This is a genomic window from Escherichia sp. E14V7 (genome assembly GCF_004212225.1).
Lineage (GTDB): Bacteria > Pseudomonadota > Gammaproteobacteria > Enterobacterales > Enterobacteriaceae > Escherichia.
The window spans coordinates 442,964-461,145 of record NZ_RHJJ01000001.1 but is presented as its reverse complement, the minus strand read 5'-3'; the positions used below and the strand labels follow the sequence as shown (position 1 = coordinate 461,145).

17 protein-coding genes and 1 pseudogene are annotated in these 18,182 nt (G+C 51.9%); 8 read left to right on the top strand and 10 right to left on the bottom strand.

Annotation, left to right across the window (positions count from 1 at the left end):
- The first annotated feature begins 2 nt into the window (after window positions 1-2).
- Together guaD and ghxQ are read left to right on the top strand one after the other, a co-directional pair.
- The gene (gene guaD / locus D9741_RS02275) at window positions 3-1,319 is read left to right on the top strand and encodes a guanine deaminase (RefSeq protein WP_130208049.1); all 1,317 of its coding nucleotides are present in this window, start codon (window positions 3-5) and stop codon (window positions 1,317-1,319) included.
- A 36-nt stretch (window positions 1,320-1,355) separates the two neighbouring features.
- A complete protein-coding gene (gene ghxQ, locus D9741_RS02270) occupies window positions 1,356-2,723 on the top strand; it encodes a guanine/hypoxanthine transporter GhxQ (protein ID WP_130217934.1) in 1,368 nt (455 codons plus the stop codon).
- A 33-nt stretch (window positions 2,724-2,756) separates the two neighbouring features.
- On the opposite strand, the gene D9741_RS02265 is transcribed toward ghxQ, so the two are convergent.
- Together D9741_RS02265 and ygfT are read right to left on the bottom strand one after the other, a co-directional pair.
- Window positions 2,757-3,245, bottom strand: coding sequence for a 4Fe-4S dicluster domain-containing protein (locus D9741_RS02265; RefSeq protein WP_130217936.1), 489 nt, complete (start codon window positions 3,243-3,245; stop codon window positions 2,757-2,759).
- Window positions 3,245-5,164 (bottom strand): formate-dependent uric acid utilization protein YgfT, encoded by a 1,920-nt coding sequence (gene ygfT, locus D9741_RS02260; protein WP_130217938.1) that lies wholly within the window; start codon window positions 5,162-5,164, stop codon window positions 3,245-3,247. The genes D9741_RS02265 and ygfT overlap by 1 nt, the downstream gene beginning before the upstream one ends.
- Window positions 5,165-5,600: 436 nt before the next feature.
- Between ygfT and uacT the strand changes: the two genes are divergently transcribed.
- From uacT to D9741_RS23745, 4 genes and pseudogenes are all read left to right on the top strand, one after another.
- Window positions 5,601-7,049, top strand: coding sequence for a urate/proton symporter UacT (gene uacT, locus D9741_RS02255; RefSeq protein ID WP_130207816.1), 1,449 nt, complete (start codon window positions 5,601-5,603; stop codon window positions 7,047-7,049).
- Window position 7,050: 1 nt separating this feature from the next.
- Window positions 7,051-7,176 carry a hypothetical protein gene (locus D9741_RS02250; protein WP_130217940.1) on the top strand — a complete coding sequence of 42 codons (126 nt, stop codon included), beginning with the start codon at window positions 7,051-7,053 and terminating at the stop codon, window positions 7,174-7,176.
- A 122-nt stretch (window positions 7,177-7,298) separates the two neighbouring features.
- Window positions 7,299-7,847: an isopentenyl-diphosphate Delta-isomerase gene (gene idi / locus D9741_RS02240; protein WP_130217942.1), complete on the top strand. Its 549-nt coding sequence runs from the start codon at window positions 7,299-7,301 to the stop codon at window positions 7,845-7,847.
- 57 nt (window positions 7,848-7,904) lie between these two features.
- Window positions 7,905-8,003, top strand: a pseudogene (locus D9741_RS23745) (hypothetical protein); the annotation flags it as partial.
- 63 nt (window positions 8,004-8,066) lie between these two features.
- Here D9741_RS23745 and lysS read toward each other — a convergent pair.
- From lysS to xerD, 5 genes are all read right to left on the bottom strand, one after another.
- Window positions 8,067-9,584 carry a lysine--tRNA ligase gene (gene lysS / locus D9741_RS02230; protein ID WP_000003071.1) on the bottom strand — a complete coding sequence of 506 codons (1,518 nt, stop codon included), beginning with the start codon at window positions 9,582-9,584 and terminating at the stop codon, window positions 8,067-8,069.
- A gap of 9 nt (window positions 9,585-9,593) precedes the next feature.
- Window positions 9,594-10,692 (bottom strand): peptide chain release factor 2 gene (prfB, locus tag D9741_RS02225; protein WP_096179399.1). Its coding sequence is split into 2 segments (ribosomal slippage): window positions 9,594-10,616 and window positions 10,618-10,692, totalling 1,098 coding nucleotides; the frame shifts between segments, so codons are not numbered across the junction.
- Window positions 10,693-10,782: 90 nt separating this feature from the next.
- Window positions 10,783-12,516, bottom strand: coding sequence for a single-stranded-DNA-specific exonuclease RecJ (gene recJ, locus D9741_RS02220; RefSeq protein WP_130217944.1), 1,734 nt, complete (start codon window positions 12,514-12,516; stop codon window positions 10,783-10,785).
- Window positions 12,517-12,521: 5 nt separating this feature from the next.
- A complete protein-coding gene (gene dsbC, locus D9741_RS02215) occupies window positions 12,522-13,232 on the bottom strand; it encodes a bifunctional protein-disulfide isomerase/oxidoreductase DsbC (protein WP_130217946.1) in 711 nt (236 codons plus the stop codon).
- 24 nt (window positions 13,233-13,256) lie between these two features.
- Entirely contained in the window at window positions 13,257-14,153 is an 897-nt protein-coding gene (xerD, locus tag D9741_RS02210) for a site-specific tyrosine recombinase XerD (protein WP_064529792.1), read from the bottom strand.
- Window positions 14,154-14,264: 111 nt separating this feature from the next.
- Here xerD and fldB point away from each other — a divergent pair, with 111 nt between their 5' ends.
- Complete coding sequence (gene fldB, locus D9741_RS02205; protein ID WP_130217948.1) at window positions 14,265-14,786, top strand: flavodoxin FldB; 522 nt, start codon at window positions 14,265-14,267, stop codon at window positions 14,784-14,786.
- 39 nt (window positions 14,787-14,825) lie between these two features.
- Here fldB and D9741_RS02200 read toward each other — a convergent pair whose 3' ends face one another.
- Both D9741_RS02200 and sdhE read right to left on the bottom strand, forming a co-directional pair.
- Window positions 14,826-15,233: a protein YgfX gene (locus tag D9741_RS02200; protein WP_000244781.1), complete on the bottom strand. Its 408-nt coding sequence runs from the start codon at window positions 15,231-15,233 to the stop codon at window positions 14,826-14,828.
- Entirely contained in the window at window positions 15,214-15,480 is a 267-nt protein-coding gene (gene sdhE / locus D9741_RS02195; RefSeq protein WP_000354046.1) for an FAD assembly factor SdhE, read from the bottom strand. Before sdhE ends, D9741_RS02200 begins: the two co-directional genes overlap by 20 nt.
- 251 nt (window positions 15,481-15,731) lie before the next feature.
- Between sdhE and ygfZ the strand changes: the two genes are divergently transcribed.
- Window positions 15,732-16,712: a tRNA-modifying protein YgfZ gene (gene ygfZ, locus D9741_RS02190; protein ID WP_130217950.1), complete on the top strand. Its 981-nt coding sequence runs from the start codon at window positions 15,732-15,734 to the stop codon at window positions 16,710-16,712.
- A 325-nt stretch (window positions 16,713-17,037) separates the two neighbouring features.
- On the opposite strand, the gene D9741_RS02185 is transcribed toward ygfZ, so the two are convergent.
- Window positions 17,038-18,018: an IS110-like element IS621 family transposase gene (locus tag D9741_RS02185; protein WP_130217952.1), complete on the bottom strand. Its 981-nt coding sequence runs from the start codon at window positions 18,016-18,018 to the stop codon at window positions 17,038-17,040.
- Window positions 18,019-18,182 lie beyond the last annotated feature (164 nt).

Sequence of the window (18,182 nt, the reverse complement as noted above, 5' to 3'; positions counted from 1 at the left end):
TGATGTCAGGGGAACACACGTTAAAAGCAGTACGAGGCAGTTTTATTGATGTCATCCGTACGGTCGATAATCCAGAAGAGATCGCTTCTGCGCTGCGATTTATTGAGGATGGTTTATTACTCATTAAACAGGGGAAAGTGGAATGGTTTGGTGAATGGGAACAGGGCAAGCATCAAATCCCGGACACCATTCGCGTCCGTGATTATCGCGGCAAACTGATTGTACCGGGCTTTGTCGATACGCATATCCATTATCCGCAGAGTGAAATGGTCGGTGCCTATGGCGAGCAGTTACTGGAATGGCTGAATAAACACACCTTCCCTACTGAGCGCCGTTATGAGGATTTAGAGTACGCCCGCGAAATGTCGGCGTTCTTCATCAAGCAGCTTTTACGTAACGGAACCACCACGGCGCTGGTGTTTGGTACCGTCCATCCGCAATCCGTTGATGCGCTGTTTGAAGCCGCCAGTCATATCAATATGCGCATGATTGCCGGTAAGGTGATGATGGACCGCAACGCACCGGATTATCTGCTCGATACTGCCGAAAGCAGCTATCACCAAAGCAAAGAACTGATCGAACGCTGGCACAAAAATGGACGTCTGTTGTACGCCATTACGCCACGCTTCGCCCCAACATCTTCACCTGAACAGATGGCGATGGCGCAACGCCTGAAAGAAGAGTATCCAGATACGTGGGTACATACCCATCTCTGTGAAAACAAAGATGAAATTGCCTGGGTGAAATCACTCTATCCTGAACATGATGGTTATCTGGATGTTTACCACCAGTACGGCCTGACAGGGAAAAACTGCGTCTTTGCTCACTGCGTCCATCTGGAAGAAAAAGAGTGGGATCGGCTTAGCGAAACCAAATCCAGCATCGCTTTCTGCCCAACTTCAAACCTCTACCTGGGCAGTGGTCTATTCAACCTACAAAAAGCCTGGAAGAAAAAAGTCAAAGTGGGCATGGGAACGGATATCGGTGCCGGAACAACTTTCAACATGCTGCAAACGCTGAACGAAGCCTACAAAGTGTTGCAATTACAAGGCTATCGCCTCTCGGCATATGAAGCGTTTTACCTGGCCACGCTCGGCGGAGCGAAATCTCTGGGCCTTGACGATTTGATTGGCAACTTTTTACCTGGCAAAGAGGCTGATTTCGTGGTGATGGAACCCACCGCCACGCCGCTACAGCAGCTGCGCTATGACAACTCTGTTTCTTTAGTCGACAAATTGTTCGTGATGATGACGTTGGGCGATGACCGTTCGATCTACCGCACCTACGTTGATGGTCGTCTGGTGTACGAACGCAACTAATAATAAAACCTTAAACATCCTCGTGAGGACATCATTATGTCTGGAGACATCCTACAAACACCGGACGCACCAAAGCCACAGGGCGCGCTGGATAGCTATTTTAAGATTACCGCTCGTGGCAGTACCGTTCGCCAGGAAGTTCTGGCAGGCTTAACCACATTTCTGGCGATGGTTTACTCCGTTATTGTCGTACCGGGAATGCTGGGTAAAGCAGGCTTTCCTCCCGCCGCGGTGTTTGTCGCCACCTGTCTGGTTGCGGGCTTCGGTTCCTTGCTGATGGGATTGTGGGCCAATTTGCCAATGGCGATCGGCTGCGCCATCTCCTTGACGGCATTTACCGCATTCAGTCTGGTTCTCGGACAACAAATTAGCGTTCCTGTCGCACTGGGCGCGGTCTTCCTGATGGGCCTCATCTTCACCGCCATCTCCGTAACCGGTATACGAACCTGGATCTTACGCAATTTACCAATGGGTATCGCCCACGGAACAGGCATCGGTATCGGCCTGTTCCTGCTGCTGATTGCAGCTAACGGCGTTGGTATGGTTATCAAAAACCCGATTGAAGGCTTACCGGTGGCGCTCGGGGCATTTACCTCTTTCCCTGTAATGATGAGCTTGCTGGGATTAGCGGTGATTTTTGGTCTGGAGAAGTGCCACGTACCTGGAGGGATCTTACTGGTAATTATCGCCATCTCGATAATCGGCTTAATCTTTGATCCCGCGGTGAAATACCACGGTCTGGTGGCGATGCCGAGCCTGGCTGGCGAAGATGGTAAGTCGCTAATTTTCAGCCTCGACATTATGGGTGCACTCCAACCAACAGTTCTCCCGAGTGTACTGGCACTGGTGATGACCGCCGTATTTGATGCCACCGGCACCATCCGCGCAGTAGCCGGTCAGGCGAATCTCCTGGATAAAGACAACCAGATAATCAACGGTGGTAAAGCCCTGACCAGTGATTCCGTCAGCTCGATATTTTCCGGGCTGGTGGGTGCTGCGCCTGCGGCGGTCTATATCGAATCTGCTGCAGGAACCGCAGCGGGTGGCAAAACAGGTCTGACAGCGACTATTGTTGGCTTACTGTTCCTGTTGATTCTGTTTTTATCACCGTTATCGTTTCTGATCCCCGGTTATGCCACAGCTCCCGCACTGATGTACGTGGGTCTGCTGATGCTAAGTAACGTCTCAAAACTGGACTTCAATGACTTTATTGATGCGATGGCGGGCCTGGTTTGCGCTGTCTTTATCGTCCTGACCTGTAATATCGTCACCGGCATTATGCTGGGCTTTGTAACTCTCGTAGTGGGTCGTGTTTTTGCTCGCGAATGGAACAAACTCAATATTGGTACTGTCATCATAACTGTCGCCCTGGTCGCGTTTTACGCGGGTGGTTGGGCTATCTAGAAGAACCTCCGCGCCATACAGCGCGGAGTTTTGTCAGAGTGGATTATTGCCGCTGGCAGCAATACGCTGCTGGCGGACTCGCCTGAGTTCTCCTTCGGTTAACAACTGCAACGCCTGCGTCGGGCAAGATGCAACGCAAGCCGGCCCCTCTTCCCGCTGTTCGCAAAGGTCACATTTCACGATTTCTGGCCGAACATTTCCCGGCCACATTTGAATTGTGATCATCCCAAACGGACACGCGCTGACGCAACTCTGGCAGCCGATACAACGGGCAGAATTTGCCTGCACCACCTGCTCACCCATCGTCAGCGCCTGCACGGGGCAGGCCCCAACGCAAGGCGCGTTTTCGCACTGGTGACACATCACCGGAGCACTAATTCGATCCAAACGCTGCACCTTTAAGCGAGGCAAAAAGAAGCTGGCATTTAAAGTCTGCTCTGACGGATGGGCTACAACACAGGCTACTTCACAAGTGCGGCAGCCAATACAGTCAGCCGGATTAACGATAATTAACGATTTCATCACGATGCCTTCGTATCAAACATAGTTAACATATCGCGCGCCGCCTGCCGTCCTGCCGCCATTGCAGTGACAACAAGATCCGCACCATGAACCGCATCCCCCCCGGCAAAGACCTTTTTCAGATGCGTCTGAGTAGCGAAATATCCCGCGTCACCGGTTTTAATCCGTCCCCATTTATCGAGTTTTATTCCACTCCCCTGTAACCACGGCATTGCATGTGCCTGAAAACCAAACGCCATAATCAGAACATCGGCGGGCAGTTCAAACTCAGAGCCCGCCACCGGACGTGGACGACGGCGCCCATCTGGTCCCGGCTCGCCCATTGCGGTACGAATCAGGCCCACCGCAGTTAAACGCCCATCATCGTCACAAGCAATATATTGCGGCTGAACATTGAACTGAAACTCAACGCCTTCCTCGCGCGCGTTGACTACCTCTTTACGCGAACCGGGCATACTGACTTCATCACGGCGATACGCGCAGGTCACGCTGGCAGCATTGAGGCGGATGGAAGTGCGCAAACAATCCATTGTCGTATCGCCGCCACCCAAAACCACGACGCGTTTACCTTCAACATCCGTCAGCGGATACTCTTCAGACTCCGGCAGTCCCATAAGCTGGCGGGTATGGGCAGTCAGGAACGGTAGCGCCTGAATGACGCCTGGCGCATCTTCATGCGGCAGATCTGCACGCATCATGCCGTAAGTCCCCACGCCGAGGAAAATAGCATCATATTCCGCCGTTAATTCGTTGAAAGAGATATCGCGGCCAATTTCACAGTTGAGATGAAAGTCGATTCCCATTGCGGTGAATATCTCCCGCCGCTGGCTTAATACCATTTTATCGAGCTTGAACGGAGGAATGCCAAATGTCAGCATACCGCCAATTTCTGGATGGCGATCAAAGACATCAACATGAACACCCGCCCTCGCCAGAATGTCGGCACATCCCAGTCCCGCGGGTCCTGCGCCAATCACCGCCACTTTTTCTATGCGGGGAACAACCTGGCTGACATCAGGACGCCAGCCCATCGCCAGCGCAGTATCAGTAATATAGCGTTCCAGATTACCGATAGAGACTGCGCCAGAGTGATCTTTTAAAGTACATGCGCCTTCACAAAGCCGGTCCTGCGGACATACCCTACCGCAAATTTCCGGTAATGAACTGGTCTGGTGGCAGAGTTCTGCCGCTTCAATAATCTTCCCTTCCTGCACCAGGCGGACGTAATCAGGGATAGCGTTATGCAGCGGGCAATGCCAGTTACAGTTGGCTTTTTCGGCGCAATAGACACAACGGTCGCTTTCATACGCCGCTTGTTTTTGATCAAGGCCGCAATAAATTTCGCCAAAGTGGGTCTTCCGCTCGCTTGCTGTAACTTTATCCGCCCCTTTGCGTGGAGTGACAGGGAGCAATGCCTCGCGACGCGATGATTGTGGTTTTTCCGATGCTTTTCCATCCGCCGTCCTGCGCTGTCGCAGCGTTTTCATCTGCTGCAAGCCGTTCTCATCCATCAGCCGCAACGCCTGGGTTGGGCAGACTTCAATACAGGCTTGCGCGCCGGAATTGCGCTGGTTACAAAGGTCACATTTCTGCGCAATAGCATCGACCATCTCAATTACCCCAAAGGGGCAAGCGATTGCGCATCTTTTACAACCAATGCATTTTTGTTCGTCCAGTTGCACGCTATCGGGCTGGAAAGTCAGGGCATTTACCGGGCAAGCCGTAACGCAGGGGGCATTGTTGCAATGATGGCAAGCCACTGGATTTGCAGCCAGACCTTTCCCAACAACGTGGATACGGGGTCGAAAATCACCATGACTCTGCGGCCAGTTTTCTTGATTATGAGCCACCGCACAGGCAATTTCACAGGCATGACAGCCTATACATTCCGCAGCATCAGCAGCGATAAACTTGTTCATTTGCATCCCTTTCATTTGATGAGTTATGTCTTCTCAAATGTCGCAATGCAATAAACGGGCATATATGAGGAAACGAGTCAGTTTTAATTATAATTTTGTGAGAGATATCAAATTATCGCCCCTCAATCTGTGCCGTTTTCAAGATTTAAACATCGCCGTTCAAAAAAATGCCATACGGATAAAAAGTATTAAATACGAGAGTGCGACATGCCAGAATGATTAATGAAATATCAATATGAGAAAATTAAAGATAATTTCATTGTCTATTTTTATTCTCATTTTCTCGGTTTAATCCCGATTATGTGATTGCCCCCGCATTTCCATCTTGTAACGTCCCCTCCTTGTGAAAACTGGCATCCCACGAGCATGTCATTAAAGAGTTTTAGTGAACGTAAACGGTTGCTTTTTACTCTGGCGAGCGAAAGGAGAAAGACTGATGAGCGCCATAGATTCTCAAATTCCCTCATCTTCGGGGCAAGACCGCCCAACGGATGAGGTGGACCGCATATTATCACCAGGAAAGCTGATCATACTCGGTCTGCAACACGTCCTTGTTATGTACGCAGGCGCAGTCGCCGTCCCACTGATGATTGGTGACAGACTCGGACTCTCGAAAGAAGCTATCGCAATGCTGATTAGCTCCGATCTCTTTTGCTGCGGTATCGTCACATTATTGCAATGTATCGGTATCGGCCGCTTTATGGGGATCCGCCTGCCGGTGATTATGTCGGTGACCTTTGCGGCTGTAACGCCAATGATTGCCATTGGGATGAACCCGGATATCGGCCTGCTGGGGATTTTTGGCGCGACCATTGCGGCCGGTTTTATCACCACGCTATTAGCACCACTTATTGGTCGCTTAATGCCTTTATTTCCGCCACTGGTTACCGGTGTGGTTATTACTTCTATCGGGCTTAGCATCATTCAGGTGGGTATTGACTGGGCCGCCGGAGGTAAAGGGAATCCACAATATGGCAATCCGGTTTATTTAACCATTTCCTTCGCCGTCTTAATTTTCATCTTGCTTATCACCCGTTACGCCAAAGGATTTATGTCCAATGTCGCCGTATTACTGGGGATTGTATTTGGCTTCTTGTTGTCGTGGATGATGAATGAAGTGAATCTGTCTGGGCTGAATGATGCTTCGTGGTTCGCCATTGTCACGCCAATGTCGTTTGGTACGCCAGTTTTCGATCCGGTTTCCATTCTGACCATGACCGCAGTGTTAATCATCGTATTTATTGAGTCGATGGGGATGTTCCTGGCCTTGGGGGAAATTGTCGGTAGAAAACTTTCTTCACAAGACATTATTCGCGGGCTACGCGTAGATGGCATAGGGACAATGATCGGCGGCACGTTTAACAGCTTCCCGCATACTTCCTTTTCGCAAAACGTTGGCCTGGTCAGCGTGACGCGCGTTCACAGTCGCTGGGTGTGTATCTCTTCCGGGATTATATTAATCATGTTCGGGATGGTGCCCAAAATGGCGGTGCTGGTAGCTTCCATTCCGCAATTTGTACTAGGCGGTGCAGGATTAGTAATGTTCGGTATGGTGCTGGCGACGGGGATCCGCATTCTGTCGCGCTGTAACTACACCACCAACCGCTACAACCTGTATATCGTGGCTATTAGCCTTGGCGTGGGTATGACCCCGACGCTTTCTCATGATTTCTTTTCTAAGTTACCGGCGGTACTGCAACCGTTGTTACATAGCGGCATTATGTTGGCGACTATCAGCGCGGTGGTGCTGAATGTCTTTTTCAATGGTTATCAGCATCATGCCGATCTGGTGAAGGAATCTGTCTCTGATAAAGATTTAAAAGTCAGAACAGTGCGTATGTGGCTTTTGATGCGCAAGCTAAAGAAAAATGAGCATGGTGAATGATATGAACCTATTAATACGCACTATATTCAGTCTGTTATTACTCTTAATGATCTCCATTCCTGTCATTTCTGACTGCGTGGCAATGGCTATTGAAAGTCGCTTCAAATATATGATGCTGCTTTTTTAAATGACCTTTCTCTGTCAGCATCCGTTCAAAACGGGCGGATGCCGATAAACACTCACTTGGTTAATCATTTGACTCTTCAGTTATCTATAATGACGAGTGATTAGAATTACATGTGAGAAATTATGCAAACGGAACACGTCATTTTACTGAATGCACAGGGAGTCCCCTCGGGTACGCTGGAAAAATATGCCGCACACACGGCAGACACCCCCTTACATCTCGCGTTCTCCTGCTGGCTATTTAATGCTAAGGGACAACTGCTGGTTACCCGCCGCGCACTAAGCAAAAAAGCGTGGCCAGGCGTGTGGACTAACTCGGTGTGCGGTCATCCGCAACTGGGCGAAAGCAATGAAGAGGCGGTAATCCGCCGTTGCCGCTATGAACTGGGCGTGGAAATAACGTCACCCGAATCGGTTTATCCAGACTTCCACTATCGCGCCACTGACCCGAATGGCATTGTCGAAAATGAAATGTGTCCAGTCTTTGCCGCACGAATTACCAGCGCGTTACAGCCCAACGGTGATGAAGTGATGGATTATCAATGGTGTGATTTATCAGATGTTTTGCGCGCTATTGATGCTACGCCGTGGGCGTTTAGTCCGTGGATGGTGATGCAGGCGGCAAATCACGAAGCCAGAAAACGATTATCTGTATTTACCCAGATTAAATAAAAAAACTCCGACGGTTGCCGAGGTAACAGATTGCTGACAATGTGCTCGCTGTTTTATGCCGGATGCGGCGTGAACGCCTTATCTGGCCTACAAAATCGTGAAAATGCAATATATTGCAGAGGCGATGTAGGCCTGATAAGCGTAGCGCATCAGGCAATTTTGCATTTGCCAACAGTCATAACCCCGACATTTGCCGGGGTTGTGAGCATAACGTAATGCTTATTTTACCGGACGCATCGCCGGGAACAGAATAACGTCGCGGATGGTATGGCTGTTGGTGAACAGCATAACCATACGGTCGATACCAATACCCAGACCTGCTGTCGGCGGCAAACCATGTTCCAGTGCGGTGACGTAATCTTCGTCGTAGAACATTGCTTCGTCGTCGCCTGCATCTTTCGCTGCAACCTGATCCAGGAAACGCTGCGCCTGATCTTCTGCATCGTTCAGCTCGCTAAAGCCGTTACCGATTTCACGACCACCGATAAAGAACTCAAAGCGGTCAGTGATTTCCGGGTTAACGTCGTTACGACGCGCCAGCGGAGAAACTTCTGCCGGATATTCAGTAATGAAGGTCGGCTGAATCAGATGTGCTTCTGCCACTTCTTCGAAGATCTCGGTAACGATACGGCCCAGACCCCAGCTCTTCTCAACGTGGATGCCGATAGATTCAGCAATCGCTTTTGCAGAGTCGAAGTTGTCCAGATCCGCCATATCGGTTTCCGGGCGATATTTCTTGATCGCTTCACGCATGGTCAGTTTTTCGAACGGTTTACCGAAGTCCAGCGTCACGTCGCCGTAGGTCACTTCCGTCTTACCGAGAATATCCTGTGCCAGAGTACGGAACAGCGATTCGGTCAGCTCGATCAGATCTTTGTAATCCGCGTAAGCCATATAGAGTTCCATCATGGTGAACTCTGGGTTATGACGTACGGAAATACCTTCGTTACGGAAGTTACGGTTGATTTCGAATACACGCTCGAAGCCACCGACCACCAGACGCTTGAGGTACAGTTCCGGCGCGATACGCAGGTACATGTCGAGATCCAGCGCGTTATGGTGGGTGATGAACGGACGCGCAGCGGCACCGCCAGGGATCACCTGCATCATCGGCGTTTCAACTTCCATAAAGCCGCGGTTCACCATGAACTGGCGAATACCGGACAGAATTTGCGAACGCACTTTAAAGGTGTTACGGGATTCATCGTTAGAGATGAGATCCAAATAACGCTGACGATAGCGCGCTTCCTGATCCTGCAAGCCGTGGAATTTATCCGGCAGCGGACGCAGTGCTTTGGTCAGCAGACGCAGCTCGGTACAGTGGATAGACAGTTCGCCGGTTTTGGTTTTGAACAGCTTACCTTTCGCGCCGAGGATGTCGCCGAGGTCCCATTTTTTGAACTGCTCGTTGTAAACGCCTTCCGGCAGATCGTCACGGGCAACGTACAGCTGAATGCGACCGCCAACGTCCTGCAGGGTAACGAAAGACGCTTTACCCATAATACGGCGGGTCATCATGCGGCCAGCAACGGCAACTTCGATGTTCAGCGCTTCCAGTTCTTCGTTCTCTTTACCGTCGAATTCTGCGTGCAATTGGTCAGAGGTATGATCGCGACGGAAATCGTTCGGGAAGGCAATCCCCTGCTCGCGCAGGTTCGCCAGCTTCTCACGACGCGTTTTCAGTTCATTGTTAAGATCGACTACCGCGTCAGCGCCCTGTGCGTGTTGTTCAGACATGTTGGTTCCTCATAACCCTGCTTTCAAACTTGCTTCGATAAATTGATCCAGGCTGCCGTCCAGCACTGCCTGCGTGTTGCGGGTTTCTACCCCGGTGCGCAGATCTTTAATGCGGGAGTCATCAAGGACATAAGAACGAATCTGGCTGCCCCAGCCGATGTCGGACTTGGTGTCTTCCATCGCCTGTTTCTCGGCATTCTTCTTCTGCATCTCCAGTTCATAAAGCTTCGCTTTCATCTGCTTCATGGCCTGGTCTTTGTTCTTGTGCTGGGAACGGTCGTTCTGGCACTGGGTCACGATCCCGGTCGGGATGTGAGTAATACGCACCGCAGATTCGGTACGGTTAACGTGCTGGCCACCCGCGCCGGATGCACGATAGACGTCGATGCGCAGATCAGCTGGGTTGATTTCGATATCAATATCATCATCAACTTCCGGGTAAACAAACGCGGAGCTGAACGACGTGTGGCGACGACCGCCGGAGTCAAACGGGCTCTTACGCACCAGGCGGTGAACGCCGGTTTCTGTACGCAGCCAGCCGTAAGCGTAATCGCCGGAGATTTTGATAGTCACGGATTTAATACCCGCCACTTCACCTTCCGACTCTTCGATGATTTCAGTTTTGAAACCGCGCGATTCCGCCCAGCGCAGATACATACGCTCAAGCATGCTCGCCCAGTCCTGTGCTTCCGTACCGCCAGACCCCGCCTGAATATCGAGGTAGCAGTCGGCGCTGTCATATTCGCCAGAGAACATACGGCGGAACTCAAGCTGCGCCAGTTTTTCTTCCAGGGCATCGAGTTCAGCAACGGCTTCATTAAAGGTTTCTTCGTCGTCAGCTTCTACAGCCAGTTCCAGCAGACCAGAAACATCTTCCAGCCCCTGTTTCATTTGGTCGAGGGTGTCGACAACGGCTTCGAGGGAGGAACGCTCTTTACCCAGCGCCTGTGCGCGTTCGGGTTCGTTCCAGACATCCGGCTGTTCCAGCTCGGCGTTTACTTCTTCCAGACGCTCTTTCTTGGCGTCATAGTCAAAGATACCCCCTAAGAACGTCGGAGCGTTCCGTGAGGTCCTGAATGCGATTATTTACCGGATTAATTTCAAACATGGTCTGATTTCTTTTATTGAGCTAGTCAAAATGCGGTGATAAGAGCGGGATTGTACCGAATCCACGCTCTTTTTTATAGAGAAGATGACGCTAAATTGGCCAGATATTGTCGATGATAATTTGCAGGCTGCGGTTGCCACGAAACTCGTTGATATCGAGCTTGTACGCAAGTTGCACTTCGCGCACGCCGTTATCCGGCCAGAGGGCGGTATCGACATTAAAAGCAATACCATCCAGCAGTGGACCGCCGCCGACCGGTTCGACCATCACCTTCAAATGACGCTCGCCTACCAACCGCTGTTGCAGCAGGCGGAAATGGCCATCAAACAGTGGTTCCGGGAACATCTGCCCCCACGGGCCAGCATCACGTAGCAGCTGCGCCACTTCCATGGTCATCTCTTCAGCGCTTAACGGGCCGTCGGAGACGACTTCACCCTGTAATAATGCGGGGTCCAGCCACTCGGTAACCAGTTCGCCAAAGCGTTGCTGAAAAAGTTCGAATTTATCCTCTTCCAGCGACAGGCCTGCCGCCATCGCATGGCCGCCAAACTTGAGCATCATGCCCGGATAGAGCGTGTCTAAGCGCTCCAGCGCATCGCGCATATGCAGCCCCTGAATGGAGCGTCCAGAACCTTTTAACGTACCGTCTCCCGCTGGCGCAAACGCAATAACCGGACGGTGAAAACGCTCTTTAATCCGCGAAGCCAGAATACCGACAACCCCCTGATGCCATTCAGGATGATACATTGCCAGCCCGCCGGGCAGCGTGTCGCGACTTCGCTCCAGTTTCTCGCACAGAGTCAGCGCCTCAACCTGCATTCCCTGTTCAATCTCTTTGCGCGTCTGGTTTAGCGCATCGAGTTCATTTGCCAACACACGCGCTTCGCCGATGTTGTCGCACAGTAAAAGCGCCACTCCGACGGACATATCATCCAGTCGCCCGGCAGCATTGAGACGTGGCCCCAGCGCAAAACCTAAATCGCTGGCGGCGAGTTTTTGCGGATCGCGGTTTGCCACTTCCAGCAGCGCTTTAATCCCTGGGCGGCACTTCCCGGCGCGGATGCGACTCATCCCCTGCCAGGTCAGGATACGGTTATTCGCATCCAGCGGCACCACGTCCGCCACCGTCCCGAGCGCCACCAGATCCAGCAATTCCGCCAGATTAGGGATTGCGATGCCACGGTCATCAAACCAGCCCTGATCGCGCAAAAAAGTGCGCAGCGCCAGCATCAGATAAAATGCGACGCCTACGCCTGCCAGTGACTTCGATGGAAAGCCGCAGTCACGCAAGTTAGGGTTAATAATGGCTTCCGCCGCGGGTAACGTATCGCCCGGCAAATGGTGATCGGTAACAATAACCGGAATGCCCAGCGTGCGAGCGTGTTCAACGCCCGCGTGAGAGGAAATGCCGTTATCCACCGTCACAATCAACTGCGCACCACGGGCATGCGCTTGCTCAACCACTTCCGGACTTAAGCCATAACCGTCTTCAAAACGGTTCGGCACCAGGAAGTCGATGTTGGCGCAGCCAAGCGAACGCATCGCCAGCACGCTAAGGGCGGTACTGGTGGCGCCATCGGCGTCGAAATCTCCGACCACAATTATCCGCGTTCCTTCGCGAAAAGCGTTGTAAAGGATCTCAACGGCCTTTTCGACGCCGCTCAGTTGCTGCCAGGGCAGCATCCCTTTAACACCGCGTTCCAGTTCCTGCGCGCTACGCACGCCCCGGCTGGCGTATAAACGACGCAGCAAGGGCGGCAGATCAGCAGGCAGGTCTGCCGTTTCATCGATTTCACGGCGACGAAGTTTTATCTGTTGTTTCACGCGAATTATTTACCGCTGGTCATTTTCTGGTGTTCGTCGAGGAATTCTTTCATGTCTTTCGGCGGCTGGTAGCCCGGCACCAGAGTACCGTTGCTCAGCACAATTGCCGGAGTACCACTGACGCCAAGCTGGACGCCAAGCGCGTAATGGTTGGCAATATCCACGTCGCAACTGGCTGGCGCGACGCTTTTACCCGCCATCACATCATCAAACGCTTTGTTTTTATCTTTCGCACACCAGATGGCTTTCATTTGTTGCTCAGCCTGGCTCTCCAACCCCTGGCGCGGGAAAGCGAGATAACGCACGGTGATCCCCAGCGCGTTGTAGTCTGCCATCTGCTCATGCAGCTTGTGGCAGTAGCCACAAGTAATATCGGTGAACACGGTGATGACGTGTTTTTCCTGCGGCGCTTTATAAACAATCATATCTTTTTCAAGCGCGTTCAGTTGCTTTAACAGCATCTTATTGGTGACATTGACCGGAGCCGTGCCACTAACGTCATACATTGGCCCCTGAATGATATGTTTACCATCATCGGTGATGTACAACACACCGCTGTTAGTCAGAACTGTCTTCATGCCAGCCACGGGTGCGGGCTGAATATCGCTGCTTTTGATGCCCATTTTGGCTAACGTTTGTTGAATTGCCGCGTCATCCGCCTGAACAAAGCCTGAAAACGCCGCCAAAAAAGTAAACAACATAAAACCTTTCTTCATAAATCTTCCCGTTCTTTTCAGACATCACGCCCGTGGGTGATGCTGTTGATGAAGTTGCCGCAGACGCTCGGTAGCGACATGCGTATAAATTTGCGTGGTGGAGAGATCGCTATGGCCCAACAACATCTGCACCACGCGTAGGTCCGCACCATGATTTAACAAATGAGTGGCAAAGGCATGACGCAACACATGCGGTGACAGCTTTTCGCTATCGATACCCGCCAGCACGGCATAATGTTTAATGCGGTGCCAAAAGGTCTGGCGCGTCATCTGCTGAGCGCGCTGGCTGGGAAACAGCACGTCAATCGACACACCGTTCAATAGCCATGGTCGCCCGTGTTCCAGATAGTTTTCCAGCCAGTAGACCGCCTCTTCACCTAACGGCACAAGACGCTCTTTGTTGCCTTTACCAATGACCCGTACCACGCCCTGGCGCAGACTAATGTCGCTCATTGTCAGCCCAACCAGTTCCGAGACACGCAGCCCGGTAGCATACAGCACTTCGAGCATCGCTTTATCGCGAAGCTCCAGAGGCTGATCGACTAAAGGTGCCTGTAATAATCTTTCAACCTGCGCTTCGCTTAAATCTTTCGGCAAACGCTGGGGCAATTTCGGCGAAGCCAGATGCGCACTGGGATCGTCTTCACGAAATTTTTCGCGATAAAGATACTGGAACAATCGGCGCACTGCACTCAGCAAACGCGCTGAACTGGTGGCTTTATACCCGCCCTCCAGCCGTTCTGCCAGTAATGCCTGCAAATCGTCACTTTGTGCCGTTGCCAGCGTCAGCCCACGATGATGCAACCACTCCACCATCATTGACAGATCGCGACGGTATGCGTTCAACGTATTTTCGGCGAGATTTTTTTCCAGCCACAGGGCATCCAGAAACTGCTCGATGCGTGCCAGATCTTGTTTCACTTGCGCCCCTTATCGTTACTCGTTTGATCCATTATGCCTTATTGTGCCGTGACTAAAGCGATTCTGATACACTAGCCGCAAAAGCCACAGCAGAATCGAGAAGCTTACGTTATGAATATGGGTCTTTTTTACGGTTCCAGCACCTGTTACACCGAAATGGCGGCGGAAAAAATCCGCGATATTATCGGCCCAGAACTGGTGACCTTACATAACCTCAAGGACGACTCCCCGAAATTAATGGAGCAGTACGATGTGCTCATTCTGGGTATCCCGACCTGGGATTTTGGCGAAATCCAGGAAGACTGGGAAGCCGTCTGGGATCAGCTCGACGACCTGAATCTCGACGGTAAAATTGTTGCGTTATATGGGCTTGGCGATCAGCTGGGATACGGCGAGTGGTTCCTTGATGCGCTCGGCATGCTGCATGACAAACTCTCGACCAAAGGCGTGAAGTTCGTCGGCTACTGGCCAACGGAAGGATATGAATTTACCAGCCCGAAACCGGTGATTGCTGACGGACAGCTGTTCGTGGGTCTGGCGCTGGATGAAACTAACCAGTATGACCTTAGCGACGAGCGTATTCAGAGCTGGTGTGAGCAAATCCTTAACGAAATGGCAGAGTATTACGCCTGATGTGACTGACGGCTTTGCGCATTAGCGTTGCCGTCATGTTTACCTTTGCGTCTCTTGTTGCAACAAAATTCGCCGTAAATCCCGCCATTCGGCTTCGTCCATGCTGTCAGCTGCCAGCCATAAATGCTGCCGTTTACCGCTGTCAGAACGTAAACGCAGCATCATGCCGCTTTTAATCATCCACGGCGCTTTGACGATGCTCCACTCCTGCCCTTGCCAACGCAAACGCCCGTCCATCAACAGGCGAATCTCCCCCTGACGAGCATTAATACGCCGCTGGCTGCGAACGCAATCAAACACCACCAGCGAAAGCAACACCATCCATAACGGGGTGTAACTGAGCGGCCAGGGCATGAGTAAAATAACAGCGGCAACCAGCCCATGAATCAGCAAGGAAAGCCACTGTGCGCGCCAGGAGACGCGCAGATCAGATTGCCACAGGACCACGTTCCCGGTTCCGTGTCTGGATGAGTCGGACCATCATTTCCAGTTCTGCATCGGCCGGTTTACCGTGATTCATCAGCCAGTTGAACAGGTCCGGGTCGTCGCATTCCAGCAGACGAATAAAGATGCGTTTTTCGTCATCACTTAAGCTGTCGTACTCATGTTCGAAAAACGGCATGATTGAAATATCGAGTTCGCGCATACCACGGCGGCATGCCCAATGAATGCGGGCTTTGTTGTTAATGTCCATCTTCTTCCTGTCTCACGAAAATCCAGTACCAGGCTATTGTAACGTGTTTTTCGACTTCTTTTGCGGGAATATCGGTAAACACAATCGCGATCGCGAAATTAATCCGCAACAATTCAATGGCTTCATTTTTTTGGATGTCGCCTCGCAAAGCATATCAGAAGGCACAGATCGCGTAGTGAAAGCACTTGCATTGCCTCATAGCTCTTTTACCATTAGTCATTAATACGCCGTTTGTTACACAGGACTCCATTATGGCTTTTACACCTTTTCCTCCCCGTCAGCCTACGGCTTCTGCCCGTTTACCACTGACGCTGATGACGCTTGATGACTGGGCGCTTGCCACCATTACTGGCGCGGACAGCGAAAAATATATGCAGGGTCAGGTGACAGCAGACGTCAGCCAGGTGACAGAAGACCAGCATTTGCTCGCCGCGCATTGCGACGCCAAAGGTAAAATGTGGAGCAATTTGCGTCTGTTCCGCGACGGCGACGGCTTTGCGTGGATTGAACGCCGCAGCGTGCGTGATTCGCAGCTGACTGAACTGAAAAAATATGCGGTGTTTTCTAAAGTGACCATCGTGCCGGACGATGAACGCGTGCTGCTCGGTGTTGCCGGTTTTCAGGCACGCGCCGCGCTGGAAAACCTCTTCAGCGAAATGCCTTCGAAGGAAAAACAGGTAGTCAGAGAAGGTGCGACCACACTGCTATGGTTTGAACATCCGGCAGAACGTTTTCTGATCGTAACCGATGAAGCTACCGCTAATACTTTGACCGATAAACTGCGCGGTGAAGCGGAACTGAACAATAGCCAACAGTGGCTGGCATTAAACATTGAAGCGGGTTTCCCTGTTATTGACGCTGCTAACAGCGGGCAGTTTATCCCGCAGGCAACTAACCTTCAGGCGCTCGGCGGTATCAGTTTTAAGAAAGGCTGCTATACCGGACAAGAGATGGTGGCACGAGCTAAGTTCCGCGGAGCCAACAAACGCGCGCTCTGGTTGCTGACAGGTAGTGCCAGCCGTTTGCCGGTCGCTGGTGAAAACTTAGAGCTGAAAATGGGCGAAAACTGGCGTCGTACCGGTACGGTGCTGGCTGCGGTAAAACTGGAAGATGGTCAGGTCGTGGTTCAGGTCGTCATGAATAACGATATGGAACCGGACAGCATCTTCCGCGTGCGTGACGATGCGAATACACTGCATATCGAGCCGCTGCCGTATTCGCTGGAAGAGTAAATCGCTGTATCGCTTCGGGCATCTATTGCCGGATGCGACGCTGGCGTGTCTTATCAGGCCTGGGACTTGGTGCCTTTTTCACAAATGGGAAGCGCCCCGTAGGCCGGATAAGGCGTTCACGCCGCATCCGGCAGTTGTACTCCGATGCCTGATGCGACGCTGGCGTGTCTTATCAAACCTTCAACTTGGTGCCTTTTTCACAAGTGGGAAGCGGCCCGTAGATACTGTTACGGCCTGCAAGTTTTTTCCTGGTCCAGTCTCCCGGATTGCAGGCATGCCAGACACAGCGCCGTCAGGCGCTGTTGTTTCATCCCTTCCGCGATTTTTACGCCGCTACCGGATTATGCCGTGCCGCATCGAACGGCACCCCTGACTTCAGCACTCCATACGTCACCTGTGCCAGCTTGCGCATCATCGCGCCGAGAATCACTTTTCCTTTCTTGCCATTAGCCGCCAGACGGTCGCGGAACGCCCGTCCCCACTCAGTCTTACTGGTGGCTACCATTGCGGGCATATACAACGCCCTGCGAAGCGACACATGTCCGGCTTTACTCAACCGGCTTACCCCTCTCACACTACTGCCTGATTCATAACGGCGTGGTGTCAGACCCGCAAAAGCGGCGAACTGTCTGGCATGGGTGAAGCGGTCCTTCAGACCGATATAAGCCAGCAATACCGCAGATGTTTTCTCTCCGATACCCGGGATACTTTCCAGCAGTTTCCTGCGGTGTTTCATATCCGGATCATCGTCTGTCAGGTCTTTTATCTGCTTCTCAAGACGCTTCAGCTCTGCTTCAAGCCACAGAAGGTGAGCATCAATGCTCGGCCTCTGGACTTCCCGCGCCGTTTCAGTGCGATTCAGTTCCTGCGTGTGCATATCTGTCAGCGCCTGGTGGCGTACTACCAGGGCACGCAACGCGCGTTCAAGCGGGTGAGGCGCTTCCCAGGCCGCAGGGCGCTTCTGACGACAGAACTCTGCCAGCATGCGCGCATCAACGGTATCAGTCTTGTTACGCAGTCCTTCACTCTGAGCGAAAGCTTTACCCAGTGCAGGATTAATGACTGACACGATGTAGCCTGCATCGTAAAGGCACTCAGCGACAGGTTCCATATAGGTGCCGGTCGCCTCGATGCAGATATGCGCATGGTCAATCTTGTGGCCTTTCAGCCAGCTCACCAGCTCATCGTGCCCTTTAGTGGTGTTAGCGAATTTTTTGGTGCGATGACGACCATCAGGGCGCAACACATCGACATCCAGTTTCTCTTTAGCGGTGTCGATACCAATATAATGAAGTTCATGTTCCATAGTGAAACCAAGCTTGCAAATACGGATTACCGGGAAAACCGGTCCATGATACTGTCCGGTTTATCACTTTGGGAGAAAGGCAGTCCGCTGCATAAATCTACCGCGCAGGTTAGAACCCAAGGCCGGATACGGCATGCGGACTGCAGGCAGAGAAAACTGGCCAA

Bases quoted from the DNA above. Each gene is read 5' to 3' on its own strand.
- D9741_RS02250 (WP_130217940.1), top strand. From the start codon at position 7,051: ATGAACCTATTAATACGCACTATATTCAGTCTGTTATTACTCTTAATG.
- fldB (WP_130217948.1), top strand. From the start codon at position 14,265: ATGAATATGGGTCTTTTTTACGGTTCCAGCACCTGTTACACCGAAATG.
- sdhE (WP_000354046.1), bottom strand. From the start codon at position 15,480: ATGGACATTAACAACAAAGCCCGCATTCATTGGGCATGCCGCCGTGGT.
- ygfZ (WP_130217950.1), top strand. From the start codon at position 15,732: ATGGCTTTTACACCTTTTCCTCCCCGTCAGCCTACGGCTTCTGCCCGT.
- ghxQ (WP_130217934.1), top strand. From the start codon at position 1,356: ATGTCTGGAGACATCCTACAAACACCGGACGCACCAAAGCCACAGGGC.
- ygfT (WP_130217938.1), bottom strand. From the start codon at position 5,164: ATGAACAAGTTTATCGCTGCTGATGCTGCGGAATGTATAGGCTGTCAT.
- D9741_RS02185 (WP_130217952.1), bottom strand. From the start codon at position 18,018: ATGGAACATGAACTTCATTATATTGGTATCGACACCGCTAAAGAGAAA.
- D9741_RS02265 (WP_130217936.1), bottom strand. From the start codon at position 3,245: ATGAAATCGTTAATTATCGTTAATCCGGCTGACTGTATTGGCTGCCGC.
- guaD (WP_130208049.1), top strand. From the start codon at position 3: ATGTCAGGGGAACACACGTTAAAAGCAGTACGAGGCAGTTTTATTGAT.
- lysS (WP_000003071.1), bottom strand. From the start codon at position 9,584: ATGTCTGAACAACACGCACAGGGCGCTGACGCGGTAGTCGATCTTAAC.
- uacT (WP_130207816.1), top strand. From the start codon at position 5,601: ATGAGCGCCATAGATTCTCAAATTCCCTCATCTTCGGGGCAAGACCGC.
- idi (WP_130217942.1), top strand. From the start codon at position 7,299: ATGCAAACGGAACACGTCATTTTACTGAATGCACAGGGAGTCCCCTCG.
- dsbC (WP_130217946.1), bottom strand. From the start codon at position 13,232: ATGAAGAAAGGTTTTATGTTGTTTACTTTTTTGGCGGCGTTTTCAGGC.